This window comes from Vibrio olivae (assembly GCF_042428525.1).
Classification (GTDB): domain Bacteria; phylum Pseudomonadota; class Gammaproteobacteria; order Enterobacterales; family Vibrionaceae; genus Vibrio; species Vibrio olivae.
In genome coordinates this window covers 745,859-762,613 of record NZ_JBHMEP010000001.1, presented here as the reverse complement: position 1 = coordinate 762,613, position 16,755 = coordinate 745,859, and the positions used below count along the sequence as shown (strand labels likewise).

The following is a 16,755-nucleotide window of genomic DNA, read 5'->3' as shown; positions in this document are numbered from 1 at the left end:
GCGTGATAACACGCCATCCAAACTCACTTGCCCGACTTTCCAAGGATGTCACTGCTATGTTATCAATTCGAAATTTAGTCAAAACTTACGACAATGGTCACCAGGCCGTTAAAGGCATCAATTTAGAGATCCAACGCGGAGAATTTATTGTTCTTGTCGGCCCCTCGGGTTGCGGCAAATCTTCCGTATTACGCTCCATTGCTGGCTTAGAAACGCTCTCGAGCGGTGAAATTCATCTCGACAGCCGGCGGGTAGACACTGAAAAGCCTGCATTGAGGGACATTGCGATGGTGTTTCAAAACTATGCGCTGTATCCACATATGTCGGTATACAACAACCTTGCGTATGGGTTAAAAAACCGAGGCGTGAGTAAAGAGCAGATCGATATTAAGATCCAAAAAGTCGCTAAGACTCTAAAAATTGAAGAATATTTAGAGCGAAAACCGGCCAAGCTGTCTGGAGGACAACGCCAACGCGTGGCGATGGGCCGAGCCATCGTTCGCGACCCGCAGTTGTTTCTATTTGATGAACCACTCTCCAACCTCGATGCGGCGCTGCGTGCACATATGCGCCTAGAAATAAAGAAATTGCAACGCGAACTGGGCGTGACCAGTGTCTACGTTACCCACGACCAAATTGAAGCCATGACGTTAGCGGATCGTATCGTTGTGCTCAACCAAGGCCAGATAGAACAGATAGGCACTCCTGCGCAAGTCTACCATCAACCAGCAAGTCAATTTGTTGCGAGTTTTATCGGTAGTCCTGCAATGAACTTTATGCCAGCATCAGTGGAGCATGGTCACTTAAAACTTGGGGATCATAGCCTTTATTTGCCCCACTACGCGTCGTTATGCCAATCACATCTCACCGTAGGTATTCGTCCTGAACATGCTGAGCAGCAAGCATCAACGCAAAGCTTAACCCTCGATCTCACCGTCCACGTTGTCGAACCACTTGGTCCTAATCAATTAGTACATGGGTATTTAGGCAAACAGCCTTTTGTTGCTGTGACGCCTGAAATGGCGTTGGAGCCCCAGTTAACCTTGCACGTTGATATCCATAAACTGCATCTGTTTGATGAGCACGGACAACGAATCGTCCCGACTGCGAGCCACAAAGCCGATGTCCAAGGCCCATCACAGGCAATCGCTTAAAGAGGTCACGTGAGTTTATCGTCAAGACAAAAAGAGATCCTTGCATACTTGCAGCGCACTCATGGCGTACTATCAAGCTCTCTGCTCTCAGAGCGATTCAGCGTATCAGTGCAAACCATTCGTAAAGACATGAATGAACTGAGTGATAAAGGGATCGTCAAACGCGTACATGGTGGCATCATGTTACCCAGTGCCAATGATAACCTCTCGTTCACTAACCGTGAATTACTCAATCATGCCGCGAAACAAGCGATCGCTCGTCATGTCGTGAGTGAATTGAGCGAAGGCACCAGTTTGTTTCTAGGAATAGGAACCACGCCCAAACATCTGGCTCATGCGCTGCTCGATCACCCCGGTCTCACAGTCGTGACCAACAACATTAATGCGGCGTTGACGTTAAGTCGCAACCCCAATTTATCGATTCACTTGGCGGGCGGCGCGGTACGCTCTTCCGATGAAGATACCGTTGGCGAAGCGACAACCGAATTTTATCGGCGCTTTAATATCAAGATTGGCGTTTTTGGTGTGGGTGGACTCAATGAAAAAGGACAACTTCTTGATTTCACGCCAGAAGAGTCATGTTTAACCCGCGCCATTATTGCGCAAAGCCAACAATGCTGGGTGATGGCAGACCACACAAAATTAGGTCGATACGCGCCAGTTGTCAGTGGTAGACTGAGCGAAATTGATCGCCTGTTTGTCGACCAAACGTCGGCGCAAATTCAACACTTATGCCACACCCATGACACACAATTGGTGGTGGCTTCTCGCAGTGAGAATGAACTATGAAACAAGTTATTGTTGGCCACCGCGGCGTTGCGGGTCATTGCCCTGAAAACACCAAAGTCAGTGTTCAAAACGCGATAGACATGGGGCTCAAATGGGTCGAAGTCGATGTTCAGCCAACCAAAGATGAGATTCTGGTTGTATGCCATGATCACACGATTGACCGCTGCAGCAATGGACAAGGACGCGTCGATGATTATACCTTAGAACAGTTGCAACAACTGGACTTTGGAAGTTGGTTTGATGCGACGTTCAAAGGCGAGCCAATCATGACATTAGCCTCACTCCTTGAACTTGCTCACCAACACCAATTATCACTCAATATTGAAGTAAAAATAGACCGCCAGAATGTCGCGCACGTCGCTCAAAACCTGAAAACGCAACTCGATAACGCTCAACTTCCACCCAGTTCAATACTGCTCTCAAGCTTTAGTCACGGTATCATTCGAGAGCTTCATCAACACTGCCCTGGCTATGCACTCGGCGTATTAAGTGAGCGTCTCTCTAAAGCAGACTGGCAATTATTAGAAGAGGTTAGTGCGTTTAGCTGTAACTTAAATTATCGCTGGGTTTCAGAGAAGCATATCAATGCTTTGCATGATAAAGGCTACCAAGTTTGGTGCTACACCGTAAATCAACCGGAAAAATTTAAACATTTAGCCATCGTCGATGGGGTATTCAGCGATTTTCCCGAACGGTTTCTTGGCTAGTTTATTCGAGTGCTTGCCATTGCAACGGCGGTTTTAATTGCCAACGAGTCATCTCGCTACGGCTGTAAATCGCCCTGCCTTGAGTGCCTATCTTAATCGGAATTAAGCCCGCATCTTCGCCATTGAGTATTCGGTTGACTAATTGTGCGACCGTGCGCCCTTGGCTTTCTCCAAACAGCACGACTCCACCTGCGGTTTTTCCTTTACCAACGGCATAGTCCCAAAATCCGAATAGTGGCACTGAAGCGTGTTGATTTGTCCACTTCATGATGGTGCTTGCGGCAACATTGTGACCTTGATCATCGATAATCGTATGATATAAACCAACGAAAATCGCATCGACACCCTGAGATTGAGCTTGGTTAACCTGAGCCTGCCATTCGCGGAAAGTGGCAATATTATGCACCGACACATCAATACCCAACCCAGCTTTTATCTGCTCAAATTGGGTCACGATGTACTCACCTGCAATTTTAGACGTCACCCCTGAGTCAAACATCACTTTAATGCGCAGGTCTGTTCTACCCAATACACGACTTATTTCACTCAAGTTACGGACAAACAGTGGCCTCTCCAAAATTCCCGTCACTTTCGCTTGGCCCGAGAACTCGGAAAGTAGATGACGCGGGTTGTCATTGATACCCAAAAATACAATAGAAATTGGTTGATCATAGAGTTTGGGTAACATCAGCCTCAGCGCATTATCATCGCCTAAAACCACGACTTTGGGCTGATGCTGGCGATAAGCATGCCAGGCCGCTTCGGCAGCATCATCAAATTGATTCATGGGAATGCGCTTGGTGTCCATCTCGAACGTCGCTAATTCAATACTCGGGTTGAGCTCTTCGTGGATACCAAATAAGTAGCTTTTATCCCATTCAAATTGAGAGCGATAGCTTTCAATGACTAATACATCGGCCGCCGCCAGTTGAAAGCTCAATAACCAACCCATGCTAAACCCACTACGCATAAGGTTCTCCAATTTGGTGTCATGCTTATAGTCTAGCCAGTGAAATGACCTTTATATCAAAATTTTCTTTGCCAGAAACTTTACGCTTACGAGCAAACCAACAAAGCCTATCTATACTCATAATAATTAAAATAAAAAGTTGATAGCCATGAACCGATCCCAGCAGTTTGAAGACAGTATTCATAACCCCTACTTTAGTGTTATTGGTCGACGAATCATTCTGATCATGATTGTACTGAGTGGTATCGTCACTCTGCTAATGACTTTTGTTCAGCTTTATTGGGATTACGACAAAGAGTTCAATGCTGTAAACGCGCGTCATCAAGAAATAAAAACCGTGCATGCAGATACACTGGCCGCATCGCTGTGGGCGTTTGACTTGACCTTGCTGCAAGAGCGTTTAGAAGGGTTAGTCAATTTACCCGGCATTGACTACATTCAGGTGACATCGGGGCGCTATCAATTTACGGCGGGGAAAAAAGTGGAAAAAGGGCCGATAATCAGCAATTACGCTCTGACTTACCACACGATGCAGCCCGACACTTACGAAACCATCGGTACGATTCAAGTCGAGTCTGACCCACACCAGATATACAATTACTTACTTAAACAGTTCTTTATTACCTTAGGGATGAACGCATTTAAAACGCTGATCGTTTGCTACTTTGTGTTGCTGGTTTTTCATCACAGCGTCAACCGAAGAGTATTCGCCATTGCTCAATATTTACGTAAATACAATCCTCGCCATCCCGCTAAAACGCTTACCTTAGAGCATAATAAGTGGATCATGAATGAAGAGGATGAGTTAGATTGGCTCGCCGAAGAATCCAACAAAATTACCGATAACGTCACAACCTTGTATCGCACCATCAAATTTGAACAAGAACGCCTCAGTGACTTTACGCATGTCTCATCCGATTGGTTATGGGAGACCGATGAGCACAATACGTTAACCTACTGTTCCGAAATGATGCTGCGCTCTTTGCATTTGGAGTTCAATCAGCACCCCGATATCACCAGCATCGATTTATTAAGCCAGTGTAAAACCCTACTTAACATGCTCAAACAACGCCAAGATTTCGCTAAATGCGAAGAGTGTATTGTGGTTAATGACCAGCCCAACTATTTCATCTTTCAAGCCATCGCTCGCTTCGATCAAGACAAATTTCTTGGTTTTCGTGGTACGGCAATAAACATTACCGATTTAAAACTGGCTCAGCTTGAAGTTGAAAGTTGGAATCAAAAACTTGAACTCATTGTCGCAAAGCGGACTCGCGCACTAGAGCAAAGCATGGAGAGGCTGCAAGAAACACAAGAACAACTGGTGGAGTCCGAAAAATTGGCCGCTTTGGGCGGGTTAGTTGCAGGGGTTGCTCATGAGGTCAATACGCCACTTGGCATCGCGGTCACCGCGACATCCGTCATTAAAGAAAGTACGGGCAGCTTAAAAACCGCATTTGATAATCAAACCCTAACAAGTACTCAATTTTCGGAATTAATCAGTCGGCTTACACAAAGCAGCGATATGCTGGAGAACAATTTAAATCGAGCGGCAAAATTGATTCGTGATTTTAAACAAACCGCTGTCGATCAAGTCTCAGAAAGCCGGAGTGAATTTGCAATCAAGCAAGTACTCGACGCGCTGATTGCCAGTTTGCACCCTGAAACTCGTAAGGTTCCCGTTTCTCCTGAATTGGAAGGCGACGACACACTCACCATGAACAGCCTACCTGGCGTGCTGACTCAAATCTTATCGAATCTCATCATGAACAGTATTAATCATGCATTCACTCACCAGCAAACACCTCAGATACACGTAGAGTTTTCTCAGCAAGATGACAACATTGTTATACACTATCGCGATAATGGTGAAGGCATTGAAAAATCTCTGCATCAACGTATTTTTGAGCCGTTCTACACCACTAAACGCGGCAAAGGTGGCTCTGGTCTTGGTCTAAACTTAGTGTTTAACCTCGTGAAACAAAAGCTGAAAGGCGACTTGGAGTTTGAATCGGAACCGGGTCAAGGCGTGCACTTTACGCTGATTTTACCAAAATCATTACCACAAGATGTCAACCCCACCCCATAAACTCGATAGAACATAAAAGCCACCTAAGTTAGGTGGCTTTCCTCCTTAAGGCGAACTGAGTTAATCTGGCAAAGAATTGCGGATATCGATAAACGCTTGCCAGTTTTCAGTCATTAAATCGACAAGTTGCGGATCAAAGTGTTTACCGCGCTGCGCGACTAACTCTTCTAAAATGGCTTCATTGCTCCAAGGTTCTTTGTAACTCCGCTTTGCTCCAAGGGCATCAAATACATCCGCTAAAGCGGCAATCCGCCCAGCAATCGGTATATCTTCTCCTTTAAGCTGATTGGGATAACCCGTTCCATCCCATTTTTCATGATGCGTACCGGCGATTTCACGCGCGACAGCAAATAGACGTCGCTTCGAGTTGTTCAGAATGTTGACGCCATATTCGACATGACGCTGCATTTCACTCCACTCTTCGCTATCAAGCTTACCGGGCTTATGTAGAATCCGATCAGGAATCGCGACTTTACCGACATCATGCAGTGGCGAAGCATGTTTAATCATACTGACATCGTGATCATTTAGCCCGACTAATTGGGCCAGTTTTTCACAAATTAGCGACACTCGCTGCACGTGAGCCCCAGTCTCTTTACTCCTCGCTTCAACCGCATTGGCTAGGTTATAGACCAACTCTTTTGACGTTTCACGTACATCCGTCATTAAAGTAAGATTTTCAAACGTCAAACCGATATTTTGCATATAAATTTCAAGTAATTGTTTATCAAGTTCAGACAGCTCTTTTTGTATGTTGACGTAAAGAAGCCGATCCACGCCCTGGTCGTCATTCGCATAAAGTAGATATGCGTCGTCATAACACGTCGTCTGGCCTTTTTCGAGAACCTGACTACAGCGCTCCGCAACATGACTTGGCAAGCGTTCAAAAGCACATTCGCTGTAGCAATCAAAGTATTCGCCGGTTGCTGCAAGAGTAAGCGCACGTGATTCTTCACCATTAGTTCTGGGATGTACTAAACAGTAAAACGCCGATTTTTGTAATTTAAGTAGTGAGGTCAACTGCTCTAACACTGACGTGGCATAGGTTTGGAGTGTCGTCGTATTTTGAACCAGCGCCGACGCTTGAATCACTTTACTTAACCCTTGTTTCTGCTCTTCAATTAAACACAAATCGCGATAAGCTCTAAGCATCGAGTACAATAAGGTTTTAAGCTTTTGGGTTGTCAGCTCGGTTTTTTCTTTGTAGTCATCAATATTATACTCACGAATTACCGTATCTTCTGGCGCTTGCCCTGCTTGCCCGGTTCGCAATACTAAGCGGACTAATCGGTTGTCCTGCTCTTCACGAATAAATTTTACTAATTCTAGACCTGCATGTTCTGATTCCATCACAACATCAATCAGCGCTAATGCAATATCATCGTGCTGCCGAAAAATATCACGAGCGGCAACGCCAGACAGCGCCGAGATCAGCTCTAATTTCCGGCCCTCAAACTCAAAATCCATGAGTGCGATTTTGGTAATTTGATGAACTTGCTCATCATCATCCACCAATACAATCTTCCATGGCACATTAACCTCGTTTCCCGAATGAGAGACTACAGGTGACTCCCTGGGCTGAGGTTTAAAATCGGCAAAGAAATCCATTTTTATTTTTACTCTACAAAGTCGATTCTCTATTTAAGGTTTAGCACAGCCTTTAACTTTTTGATTAACAAAATAGAGCATATATCGATTTTTAGCGGAAAAATGTCACTCTGCATCCGGTTGTCGCTTCGGTTTTGCAGCTTGGAATGCCTCAAACGTCAAAAGATGTTGATAAATCGCGACTATTTTAGGATATGGGGTCAAGTCACAATCAAAGCGCTGTGCATTATAAATTTGTGGCACTAAACAGGCATCCGCCATTGTGACAGCGTCACCGTGGCAATATTTCCCCTCACTTTGTGCAAGGCGGGTTTCCAGTGCTTGCAAACTGGTTGCGACCCAATGTTGATACCAGGCGGTTTTCGTCGTTTCATTGTGTCCTAACGTCTTTTGTAAATAGTTGAGCACTCGTAAATTATTCAGCGGGTGGGTATCAGCGGCAATATCTAAAGCAAGCGCTCTAACGATCGCTCGGTCTGGTGCCGATTTTGGTAGCAAGGGTGGACTAGGAAAACGTTCATCTAAATATTCGATAATCGCCAGAGATTGATGCAAAGTATTATCTTGATGGCGAAGAATGGGCACGGCATGGCTCGGATTCATGGCTTTAAACCATGGGCTAAACTGCTCTCCGCCTCCCTTGGTTAAGTGCACTGGGTAAATGCGATACTCCAGACGCTTCCAGTTTAGAGCAATACGCACTCGATAGGCGGCTGATGAACGCCAATAGCTGTACAATTCAATCATAAGATGCCACAACTTCTTGTTCTATTTTTCCAAAGATAGAACACTGATTTTCATCTTTCATTTCGATGCTCACCGTGTCACCAACGCGCATAAACGCCGTTGTTGGTTGTCCATTTCGCAACGTTTCAATCATGCGTAGCTCGGCAATACAGGAATAGCCAACGCCCCCTTCGCTCACCGAAGTGCCGTACTCCGTTCCTTGTTTGTTTGACACTGTACCAGAGCCGATAATGGTTCCTGCGATTAAATGTCTGGTTTTGGCGGCGTGGGCAATCAACTGTGGGAAGTCAAACGTCATATCTATCCCGGCATTTGGATAACCAAATAAGCTATGATTGTAGTGTGTACACAAAGCCAGCTTGAGTTTATGGCCATCCCAATGATGACCCAACTCATCTGGTGTCACTGCAACCGGGGAAAATGCGCTTGAAGGCTTGGATTGAAAAAAGCCAAACCCCTTAGCGAGTTCAGAAGGAATGAGGTTTCTCAGTGACACATCATTGACCAGCATAAACAGTTGGATGTATTGCGCTGACTCGGATGGTTTCACCCCCATTGGGACATCACTCGTCACCACGGCAACCTCCGCTTCGAAATCAAGTCCCCAAGACGCATCGTCAAGAACAATATCATCACAGGGCCCAAGAAAGCTGTCGCTTCCACCTTGGTACATCAATGGGTCTTGCCAAAAACTCGCTGGCATTTCTGCTCCGCGTGCTTTCCGTACTAACTCGACATGATTGACATAAGCTGAACCATCCGCCCACTGATAACTTCTGGGTAACGGCGCCATACATAGTTCACTGTCAAAAGGCATTTCGTTGATCAATTCACCATGATTTAGTGCTCGATAAACCTCTTCCAGTGGCTGCTTGCAAGCCTGCCAATGATCGAGTGCATATTGAAGACTGGCCGCAATATCCGGCACCGCAACACAGCGGCTTAAAGCGCGATTAACCACAACCAAGATGCCGTCGCGGCTTTCACTTCTTAGCGTCGCTAACTTCATCACTTCTCCTTGAGTTATTCAGTTTACTGCCAACTTGAAATATAGTCTGTATTCTCAACGCTCGATGCCTGCTCATCCACTATTAAGGCATGGCGCGTATCAATCATGACCGCCACTTCATCAGTAGACGTTTTTGCGTGACGTTGTCCGGATTCGAACGCTTTAGGGTGCGGGCCATGGGTAAAGCCAGCGGGATGAAACGTCATCATTCCCGGCTCTATGTTATCGCGACTAAAAAAATCCCCACTGTGGTAAAAAAGAACTTCGTCATAATCATCATTATTGTGAAAAAACGGCACTTTCAACGCCCCCGGATCACTTTCTATTGGACGAGGAACAAAGGTGCACACCACAAAATCACCCGCAACAAACGTCGTATGCGCCGATGGCGGTAAATGGTAACGATGAGAGGACAGCGGTCGAATGTCTCGCCAGTTAAGTTTCGCGACGGCTAAATCGCCGTGCCAACCAATGGCATCCAGCGGGTTGAACGGAAAAGTAATGACGTTCATTTTATCGTGGCGCTTAACATAAACTTGCGTCGTATGCTCACTGTATTGCGCTTGGAATGCGTGGTTAATTTTCGGAATTTCAAGCACAGCAGGATCAAAGATCGCATGCTGGCCAAGCAATCCTTTGTCAGGCAATTGATAATGGCTGTCGGTACACTCAATCATCAATATAAACATTGCTTGTGAAGGTTCAATTCGCCACATCGTCGAGCGTGGTATCAGTAGATAATCACCGGGCTTTAACGTGATATGACCATAATCACAATACACATCGCCCTGACCTTGGTGGATAAACAGCAATTCATCCCCATCGGCGTTCCGTACTAAATGTGTCATCGGTTGATTTAGACGCCAAGTACGGATTTTACATTGTTGGTTGTGCAAAAGTGCCGCCGCCCCCCAAGGCACATCTCGTTCACTATCGAGGTGATTTAAGTTGAAGCAGCGAGGCCTGAGTTCGCCTTGCCAATCGCACCATGCTGTCGGCGGGTGTTGATGATGAAAATGGGTCGCGGGACCATAAAACCCTTCTTGCCCAACTTCACGTTCATAGATTGCGTCTTTGGGTAAATCCGCATGTGCTTGCCGTGAGCAAACCCCTTCGCGGTGAGGATAAGTCATCGGTTTACGCATCATTCAATACTCCACGACGTATTTGGTCTTCTTCAATCGATTCAAACAGCGCTTTAAAGTTACCCTCACCAAAACCTTGGTTACCTTTGCGTTGAATGATTTCAAAGAATATTGGCCCAATCACGGTTTGGGTGAAGATCTGCAGTAAAATGCCGTCTTTTTCTGGAGCGCCATCAATCAAAATATTGAGCGCTTGTAACTGGCTGAGATCTTCACTGTGGCCAGCGACACGGCTGTCAACTTGCTCATAATAGGTGTCTGGCGTGGACATAAACTGCACTCCGCGCTGTCTGAGAACCTCAACCGTTGCGTAAATGTCCTCGGTCGATAAAGCAATGTGCTGAATGCCTTCACCGTTGTATTCGCGAATAAACTCCTCAATTTGTGATTTGTCATCGCGAGATTCGTTAATTGGAATTCGAATTTTCCCACATGGTGAGGTCATCGCTCGACTCACAAGCCCGGTGAGTTTGCCTTCGATATCAAAGTAGCGAATTTCTCGAAATTGGCCAATGCGCTCGTAAAAACCAGCCCATGTATCCATTTCTCCCTGGCGAACATTATGCGTCAGGTGGTCAATCGTGTTGAGACCAACCGCGATAGTCTCTTGCTTAAGCTCTGCATCAGGGTAAAACTTGAAATCCACATCGTAGATGGTGTTATCGCCATAGCGATCCACAAAATAAATAAGACTACCGCCAATACCACAGATAGCCGGAATACTCAGTTCCATCGGGCCGATTTCTGTTTCATAAGGCTGAGCCCCTTTGGCGATGGCATGACTGTGCGCATGTGCTGCATCTTGAACACGAAATGCCATGCCACAAACTGAGGGACCATGAACATCGGCAAACGTCTGTGCTTGGCTTCTTGGTTGAGCATTAATGATGAAATTAATGCCACCTTGACGATACAGCCAGGCTTGTTTGGAACGGTGCTGGGCGATTTCTGCAAAACCTAATGAGAAAAAAAGTAACTTGAGTTGCTCGATGCCCTCGGCGTCTGCGGCCGTGTACTCAACAAACTCAAAACCATCCGTTCCGAGTGGGTTGTATTGATTGTTCATATTCCACCTTCCCGTTCAAACACAGAGATTTACTCTGCCTATGGTTATAAAGGTGGAATAATGCGTTTAAAATGCCAATTTCTTATTGATATCTGTCATCAACCTTGGGCTGTAAAAATGTAAATTTAACATTACATTAACAATAAAAATTACCGATTTATTATTGCTAGAGACTCAGAAAAACCCATAATAAACTATTTAATTTCAATGAATTAAAATTATTTTCAATTCTAGACAAAAAAAGAGTTGCGCAAATAAAAATCCGATTTTATTATCGCGCTGCTTCTTGATGATAGCCAATCCGAGTACATCACAGGTTGTTTGTGGCAAGGCGATAGAGCAACTATCCAAGAGTGACTTTGACGGCGTGTTTACACGTTTTTATTGACGCTCAGCTTTCCCGCGTAACGGGAAAGTTTGCCCACTGTTTCGGAGGCTACCCCATGGCACAATCAGCGTTGGATCTTTTCCCTATCTTACCTGCCGTTCTTAGCACTGAAGATGCTCAATTAATTGAAGCTTCAGTTGCTCAATTTGGCGCACCACTTTTATTGCTTGATTGCGATTCCGTTCGCCAGCAATATCGTGCATTATCAAACGCACTTCCTAACGTGACTTTGCACTTTGCTCTAAAACCGCTACCTCACCCTGCAGTCGTCGATACGTTGCTTGAAGAAGGTGCGAGCTTTGATTTGGCAACAACAGGGGAAGTGGAATTGGTTGCAAGCCGTGGCGTGCCTGCACACAGAACAATTCACTCACATCCCATTAAACGAGATGCTGATATCCGTGCAGCGCTTGAGTATGGATGTAATGTGTTCGTCGTCGACAATCTTAACGAGCTAGAAAAGTTCATCCCCTACAAAAACGAAGTCGAAATATTGGTTCGCCTAAGTTTTCGTAACGCAGAGGTGTTCGCCGATTTATCGAAAAAATTTGGTTGCTCTGCACAAGATGCAATCGAGATCATCGACAGAGCGCAAGCCATTGGCGTTCGCATAAAAGGTTTGTCGTTCCATGTCGGCTCTCAAACCTTGAACCCACAGAAATATGTGGATGCAATACTGGCGTGTAAAGCAGTGATGGAGCGTGTGGTTGAGCTTGGACTACCTGCGCTGAGTACTTTGGATATTGGTGGCGGCTTTCCCGTCACTTACACTCAGCCCGTTATGCCGATTGAGGAGTTTTGTAAACCCATCAACCAAGCTCTGAGTTCACTGCCTGAAACCGTGCAAGTACTGGCGGAGCCTGGGCGCTTTATTGTCGCGGCTTGCATGACTTCTGTTGCATCCGTCATGGGCCAAGCACAACGTGAAGGGCAAACTTGGTATTATCTTGATGACGGCGTGTATGGCTCGTTCAGTGGTATCATTTTTGACCATGGTCAGTATCCGCTGTATACCACCAAACAAAGTAATGACATGCACTCAAGCGTGTTAGCAGGCCCGACATGCGACAGCATTGATGTCATTTCAGACCACATCATGTTGCCAAAATTGAATAACGGTGACTTGATTGTTGGCCGCATGATGGGCGCTTACACCAGTGCGACTGCAACCGACTTTAACTTCTTCAAGCGTGCACAAACCATCGTCCTTAATGACGTTATGGCCGACAACCGCATGATTGGCTAATCACTCGCTTTTAAAGCTCTCTTGGTTTTGGATTAAGGGAGCTTTATGTGTTTAAGCGGCCACTCCCCCTGCTCTAACATCAAATAATTCAAACAACTCTTTCAAATTCCTATGATTTAAATCCAGCGGCGACTGATGCTAAGGTGACGGATAGTGGTGCCATGTGTGCACCGTTTTTATTATCAACAGATAAGGATTCCATCATGGCAATTACTCAACTTGATCCTAAAACAGCCCTCATTGTTATTGACCTACAAAAAGGGATCATCGCTTTGCCTACTGTGCATCCTGCTCAGCCCGTGATTGATAACAGTGCCACTTTGGCAAACGCATTTCGTGAAAAAGGCTTGCCCGTCGTCATCGTGAACGTGGTCGATAGCGCTCCGGGTCGCACAGACCAAAGCGTAGACAGTGACGAACAACCACCCGCAGACTGGGCCGAGTTGACACCAGAATTAAACGTTCAAGAGAGCGATATTAAAATTTCGAAAACAACGTGGGGTGCGTTTAATAAAACAGACCTCGACCAGCAGTTACAGGCTCTAGGAGTGACTCAAGTGGTGGTTGTGGGAATCGCGACATCCATTGGTGTGGAATCAACAGCACGTCAAGCCTATGAGCTGGGTTACAATGTCACAATTGCAACAGACAGCATGACCGATCTCAATCTAGACACGCACAATAACAGCGTTAACCTCGTATTCCCTCGCCTAGCGGAGACTGGGACAAAGGATGAAGTGTTGGCAGCGTTAAATAAATAATCGACCCCTTGGGCTAACGATACAGTTAGCCCAGTTTTACTGAACGGTTAAGCAATTGAGTAAAGCTTCGCGACTCGATAGGCTTGCAATAAAAATAACCCTGATACTCATCACAACCTTCGAGCGCCAGTAACTCTAACTGCTCTTGGTTTTCTACCCCTTCGGCAACCACTCTTTTGCCTAAGTTACGTCCAATCTGAATGATGGTTCTCACCAGCATATGATCGGTATGTTCGACAACACAGTCATCAACAAACGCTTTATCTATTTTAAGGACATCAACCGGTAGTTGCTTAAGGTAATTCAGTGATGAATATTCAACCCCAAAGTCATCCACGGCCACTGACACCCCCATTTCGCGTATGCGCGTACACCCAGATACTACAAAGTCAGAACACTGCATTAATGCGGTTTCGGTGATTTCGATTTGCAGTAGGTGAGGCGGTAAACGAGTTTCATCAAGCACTCGCTCGATGTATTGATCTACCTCATCGTGGGCAAATTGGATTGTTGACACGTTGACTGAGACACAAACCGGATGATTCATGTCGTACCAAACTTTGGCTTGCAAACAGGCTTGACGAATCACCCAACGACCAATCGGCACTATCTGCGACGTCTTTTCAGCGATATTAATAAAGTCATTGGGAGGAATCATGCCTAAAAAAGGATGCTGCCAGCGGATTAAAGCTTCCGCGCCAACAACGGTATTTTGTTTAATATCGACTTTAGGCTGATACACTAAAAAAAACTGTTCGGAATCAATAGCTCCCGCGAGCTCGATTTCAATTTGATGCTGACGAACTGACTCTTCAAGCAGTTCATCGTCATACCATTGCACCTGATTTGTACCGCGGACTCGCGCTTTATACAGCGCGGTAGACGCATTTTTCTCCCACAACCGTGGGTCGCCAAGCGCATCATTATACAACGCAACACCAACGCTGTATGAAAGCCGATGTGAGGTATTGCCAATAAGAAACACTTGCTGGGTGCTTTGCGCCAGATGCTCAAGGGTGGAACGAATGGTGTTTTCGACTTTCTGTTGGGCGCTAAATAACACAATAAATTCATCCCCCCCTAAACGGTACACTTTGCCATGCCCCCCGACTAAGGTCAGCAAATGATCACCAAACTTAATCAATAAGTTATCGCCATTGGTGTAGCCCAAGCTATCGTTGACCGATTTAAAGTCATTCAGTCCAATGATCGCCATACCATGCTCTAAACGTGCCGAAAGTTGCTTTACCTCTTCGAGATAGGCTTTACGGTTTGGAAGCTGAGTTAAAAAGTCGGTCAAACTGTCTTTTTGATACGTGTCGACTAAATGGCGATATTTTTGCTGAAAGCGGACCATCATTGAAGAAATAGCGGTAATCACGGCGAGTTCAATGATGTCCTCAAAAAACTCGCCATAATCACTTTGTGGTAAGTAACGTAGATAACAGATGATCAAGACTGGCACAATGGCATTTGGCCACAGCGAGCCAGGAAACATGACGATGTAACACAGTGGAAGCAGTATGAAGACTTCTTCTACATATTCTGGATTTAATGGCTCAAGCCAGCCGCCATAAACCACTAGCCCCAGTGACAGTATCGCACTCCAGCGCTTTACGTTGGGATGAGAATGAAAATGACCGACTGCCATCAGCACAGGATAAAGTAGAAACCACCAGCCCAACTCTTGATGCTGGGAAACAAGCGTGTAGGTTATCAAGATCACAGCGAGATAAAACCCGAGGTGGACGGCAAGTTTCACTCGTAAAACTTGTGCGTCAACGCGTTTCAACCTTTCCATTTAGACCTCGACTCAATCCTTGTTCGTCTTTTTTGAAAGACTGTCATACAAAATGAGTATAAAGGTAAAAATTCAATTAATTGATCTGTTTTTATAAACCGTACGGCTCAATGAGATATGTTGCACAAAAAAGCCTCGTCAAGACGAGGCTTTAACCACATAAAATACTATAACCCCAAATCTTCACTAAGTGCTTGGATCTGTTTTAAATCCATTTGGTGAACTTGAATCATTTGTTCCACTTGGCTTAAACGTGACTGGGCTTCGTCTTGTTTATCACACGAATCCGATTTTGCGTCCCATGACGCGCCTTCTAAGTATGCGTCACACTCCGTTTTTAACGATTTGATCGTTGATTGAAGTTCTTTTTTCTCTTTTTGCAGCTCAGCAAGTTCTTGCTTGGTTTGCTCTTCCTTTTTGAACAACTCTCGAGCCCGCTCAAACATCGTCGCCTGCATATCCGTTTGCTGGTTGAGACGATAATTCTTCTTCGTCGCGCTTTCCAACTGTTGCTCTTGTTGGTTCAAGTCTTGGCTCAACTCGGTATTTTGCTCCTTAAGTTCGCCAAGCTCCTTTTCCAACTCAGAGATTTTGTCCTCATATTGCTTTTTTTGCTCTTCCACTGCTTGGCTAAACTTACTCTCTACCTCTTGGTCGACACTGGCTAATTTTTTATCTACCTGAGCAACTAACTGCAGTTTATCGTCTTCCAAAGCCTGATATTTTGACTCCAACTGCTGGTAGGTCGCTTGCCAATCATTAGCAGTGACAGATGCCCCTACTAGCCCGCCAAGGGCTAAACCCAATACACCGGCTATCACAACATACAGATAAGTTCGCTTATCGCGCTGTTCAATAACAACAACGTTTTCGTCTGACTCATCAACATCATGGTGCTTATTCACTGCTCGCTCCTTGTTCGCTAGCGTATCAACTCACTGATCACAAGAGTGCTGGTATAAAGAACCAGACCAGAGATAACAGTAATCACAACCCATTTTTGAAGTTTTTCACTGGTTCGGTAGCGAATCAATAAAAACGCCAACACGACAAACACCGCAATAGCAATTAAGCGAGTCATAATTACTCCTTAGCTTAGGGAAGAAAGAGATTCCTCTTCTTACCAACACTCTAATAATCCTATTAGTTTACATGACTTAGCCGAAATTTGGTCAGCTTCCGGTAGATTCTATTCATTCGATTCCGCTTTATTCATCACTCCATTGATTTTTTGCATGACATCACACTTTTTTTTTCGTAATATCTGCTTCGCAA

The 16,755-nt window shown here is 45.3% G+C and carries 15 protein-coding genes; 6 read left to right on the top strand and 9 right to left on the bottom strand.

Annotation, left to right across the window (positions count from 1 at the left end):
* The first annotated feature begins 56 nt into the window (after positions 1–56).
* The 3 genes from ugpC to ACFFUV_RS03570 are packed head-to-tail and all read left to right on the top strand — an operon-like array spanning position 57 to position 2,650.
* The gene (ugpC, locus tag ACFFUV_RS03580; protein ID WP_390189748.1) at positions 57–1,154 is read left to right on the top strand and encodes a sn-glycerol-3-phosphate ABC transporter ATP-binding protein UgpC; all 1,098 of its coding nucleotides are present in this window, start codon (positions 57–59) and stop codon (positions 1,152–1,154) included.
* Positions 1,155–1,163: 9 nt separating this feature from the next.
* Positions 1,164–1,943, top strand: a complete 780-nt coding sequence (locus ACFFUV_RS03575; protein WP_390189746.1) for a DeoR/GlpR family DNA-binding transcription regulator — start codon at positions 1,164–1,166, stop codon at positions 1,941–1,943.
* A complete protein-coding gene (locus tag ACFFUV_RS03570) occupies positions 1,940–2,650 on the top strand; it encodes a glycerophosphodiester phosphodiesterase family protein (RefSeq protein ID WP_390189744.1) in 711 nt (236 codons plus the stop codon). The genes ACFFUV_RS03575 and ACFFUV_RS03570 overlap by 4 nt, the downstream gene beginning before the upstream one ends.
* A gap of 1 nt (position 2,651) precedes the next feature.
* On the opposite strand, the gene ACFFUV_RS03565 is transcribed toward ACFFUV_RS03570, so the two are convergent.
* Positions 2,652–3,620 (bottom strand): ABC transporter substrate-binding protein, encoded by a 969-nt coding sequence (locus tag ACFFUV_RS03565; protein WP_390189743.1) that lies wholly within the window; start codon positions 3,618–3,620, stop codon positions 2,652–2,654.
* A gap of 148 nt (positions 3,621–3,768) precedes the next feature.
* On the opposite strand from ACFFUV_RS03565, the gene ACFFUV_RS03560 reads away from it, so the two are divergent.
* Entirely contained in the window at positions 3,769–5,709 is a 1,941-nt protein-coding gene (locus tag ACFFUV_RS03560; protein WP_390189742.1) for a PAS domain-containing sensor histidine kinase, read from the top strand.
* Between the two features lie 60 nt (positions 5,710–5,769).
* On the opposite strand, the gene ACFFUV_RS03555 is transcribed toward ACFFUV_RS03560, so the two are convergent.
* The 5 genes from ACFFUV_RS03555 to hppD form a co-directional block, all read right to left on the bottom strand.
* The gene (locus ACFFUV_RS03555) at positions 5,770–7,317 is read right to left on the bottom strand and encodes a DUF3369 domain-containing protein (protein WP_390189740.1); all 1,548 of its coding nucleotides are present in this window, start codon (positions 7,315–7,317) and stop codon (positions 5,770–5,772) included.
* Positions 7,318–7,422: 105 nt separating this feature from the next.
* Entirely contained in the window at positions 7,423–8,064 is a 642-nt protein-coding gene (maiA, locus tag ACFFUV_RS03550) for a maleylacetoacetate isomerase (RefSeq protein WP_390189739.1), read from the bottom strand.
* On the bottom strand, positions 8,057–9,073 hold the full coding sequence (locus tag ACFFUV_RS03545; protein ID WP_390189738.1) for a fumarylacetoacetate hydrolase family protein: 1,017 nt from the start codon (positions 9,071–9,073) through the stop codon (positions 8,057–8,059). The genes maiA and ACFFUV_RS03545 overlap by 8 nt, the downstream gene beginning before the upstream one ends.
* 23 nt (positions 9,074–9,096) lie before the next feature.
* Entirely contained in the window at positions 9,097–10,218 is a 1,122-nt protein-coding gene (locus ACFFUV_RS03540; protein WP_390191820.1) for a homogentisate 1,2-dioxygenase, read from the bottom strand.
* Entirely contained in the window at positions 10,211–11,284 is a 1,074-nt protein-coding gene (hppD, locus tag ACFFUV_RS03535) for a 4-hydroxyphenylpyruvate dioxygenase (protein ID WP_390189737.1), read from the bottom strand. Before hppD ends, ACFFUV_RS03540 begins: the two co-directional genes overlap by 8 nt.
* A 443-nt stretch (positions 11,285–11,727) precedes the next feature.
* Here hppD and ACFFUV_RS03530 point away from each other — a divergent pair, with 443 nt between their 5' ends.
* Together ACFFUV_RS03530 and ACFFUV_RS03525 are read left to right on the top strand one after the other, a co-directional pair.
* Entirely contained in the window at positions 11,728–12,918 is a 1,191-nt protein-coding gene (locus tag ACFFUV_RS03530; protein WP_390189736.1) for a type III PLP-dependent enzyme, read from the top strand.
* Positions 12,919–13,121: 203 nt separating this feature from the next.
* A complete protein-coding gene (locus tag ACFFUV_RS03525) occupies positions 13,122–13,679 on the top strand; it encodes an isochorismatase family protein (protein ID WP_390189734.1) in 558 nt (185 codons plus the stop codon).
* A gap of 25 nt (positions 13,680–13,704) precedes the next feature.
* On the opposite strand, the gene ACFFUV_RS03520 is transcribed toward ACFFUV_RS03525, so the two are convergent.
* The 3 genes from ACFFUV_RS03520 to ACFFUV_RS03510 form a co-directional block, all read right to left on the bottom strand.
* Positions 13,705–15,480, bottom strand: coding sequence for a putative bifunctional diguanylate cyclase/phosphodiesterase (locus tag ACFFUV_RS03520; protein WP_390189731.1), 1,776 nt, complete (start codon positions 15,478–15,480; stop codon positions 13,705–13,707).
* 167 nt (positions 15,481–15,647) lie between these two features.
* Positions 15,648–16,385: a chromosome partitioning protein ParA gene (locus tag ACFFUV_RS03515; RefSeq protein ID WP_390189730.1), complete on the bottom strand. Its 738-nt coding sequence runs from the start codon at positions 16,383–16,385 to the stop codon at positions 15,648–15,650.
* A 17-nt stretch (positions 16,386–16,402) separates the two neighbouring features.
* On the bottom strand, positions 16,403–16,561 hold the full coding sequence (locus ACFFUV_RS03510) for a hypothetical protein (RefSeq protein WP_390189728.1): 159 nt from the start codon (positions 16,559–16,561) through the stop codon (positions 16,403–16,405).
* Between the last annotated feature and the right edge of the window lie 194 nt (positions 16,562–16,755).